This is a genomic window from Dellaglioa sp. CoH-55-MRSF-7, assembly GCF_056782235.1.
In genome coordinates, this window is sequence record NZ_JBXAYI010000012.1 from 1 (window position 1) to 1,846 (window position 1,846).

Annotated in this window: 2 rRNA genes (1 of these 2 cut by a window edge); both read right to left on the minus strand. The window is 50.3% G+C overall.

The features are described from left to right. Position 1: 1 nt before the first annotated feature. Positions 2 to 117 (minus strand): 5S ribosomal RNA (gene rrf / locus AC1RPU_RS07480). A gap of 85 nt (positions 118 to 202) precedes the next feature. Next, positions 203 to 1,846, minus strand: a 23S ribosomal RNA gene (locus AC1RPU_RS07485) (it continues 1,375 nt past the right edge of the window).

Sequence of the window (1,846 nt, forward strand, 5' to 3'; positions counted from 1 at the left end):
AGCATGGCAACGTCCTACCCTCGCAGGGGGCGACCCCCAACTACTCTTGGCGCTAAGAAGCTTAACTTCTGTGTTCGACATGGGAACAGGTGTATCCTTCTTGCTATCGCCACCACACTCTTTTTTTGAGAAAACTTATTCTCTCAAAACTAGCTAATATTTATCATTGATTTTTAAGCCGTACACCGTTTCACACCACTTTGTGGTTAAGTCCTCGACCGATTAGTATTGGTCCGCTCCATACATCACTGTACTTCCACTTCCAACCTATCTACCTGATAATCTTTCAGGGGTCTTACTTCCATAAAGGAATGGGAAATCTAATCTCGAGGTGAGCTTCACACTTAGATGCTTTCAGCGTTTATCTCATCCATACATAGCTACCCAGCGATGCCCTTGGCAGAACAACTGGTACACCAGAGGTATGTCCATCCCGGTCCTCTCGTACTAAGGACAGCTCCTCTCAAATTTCCTACGCCCGCGACGGATAGGGACCGAACTGTCTCACGACGTTCTGAACCCAGCTCGCGTACCGCTTTAATGGGCGAACAGCCCAACCCTTGGGACCGACTACAGCCCCAGGATGCGATGAGCCGACATCGAGGTGCCAAACCTCCCCGTCGATGTGGACTCTTGGGGGAGATAAGCCTGTTATCCCCAGGGTAGCTTTTATCCGTTGAGCGATGGCCCTTCCATACGGAACCACCGGATCACTAAGCCCGACTTTCGTCCCTGCTCGACCTGTAAGTCTCGCAGTCAAGCTCCCTTGTGCCTTTACACTCTGCGAATGATTTCCAACCATTCTGAGGGAACCTTTGGGCGCCTCCGTTACCTTTTAGGAGGCGACCGCCCCAGTCAAACTGCCCACCTGACACTGTCTCCCACCACGATTAGTGGCGAGGGTTAGAGTGTTCATACAACGAGGGTAGTATCCCACCAATGCCTCCTCCGAAACTAGCGTTCCGGTCTCTACGGCTCCTACCTATCCTGTACAAGTTATACAAACACTCAATATCAAGCTACAGTAAAGCTCCATGGGGTCTTTCCGTCCTGTCGCGGGTAACCCGCATCTTCACGGGTATTATAATTTCACCGAGTCTCTCGTTGAGACAGTGCCCAAATCGTTACGCCTTTCGTGCGGGTCGGAACTTACCCGACAAGGAATTTCGCTACCTTAGGACCGTTATAGTTACGGCCGCCGTTTACTGGGGCTTCAATTCTGGGCTTCGCCGAAGCTAACTCATCCTCTTAACCTTCCAGCACCGGGCAGGCGTCAGCCCCTATACGTCATCTTACGATTTTGCAGAAACCTGTGTTTTTGATAAACAGTCGTTTGGGCCTATTCACTGCGGCTGACCTTTCGGTCAGCACCCCTTCTCCCGAAGTTACGGGGTCATTTTGCCGAGTTCCTTAACGAGAGTTCTCTCGCACACCTTAGGATACTCTCCTCGACTACCTGTGTCGGTTTGCGGTACGGGTAGTTATATTCTAACTAGAAGCTTTTCTTGGCAGTGTGACATCAGTTACTTCGCTACTTAATTTCGCTCCCCATCACAACTTGTCCTTAAAGTTAAGCATTTAACTCAACTTCAGACTTATTGCTTGGACGCACATATCCATCAGTGCGCTTCCTTAGCCTGCTGCGTCCCTCCATCGTTCAAACAAATATAACTAGTACAGGAATCTCAACCTGTTATCCATCGTCTACGCCTCTCGGCCTCGACTTAGGTCCCGACTAACCCTGGGAGGACGAGCCTTCCCCAGGAAACCTTAGTCATTCGGTGGACAGGATTCTCACCTGTCTTTCGCTACTCATACCGGCATTCTCACTTCTAAGCGCTCCACC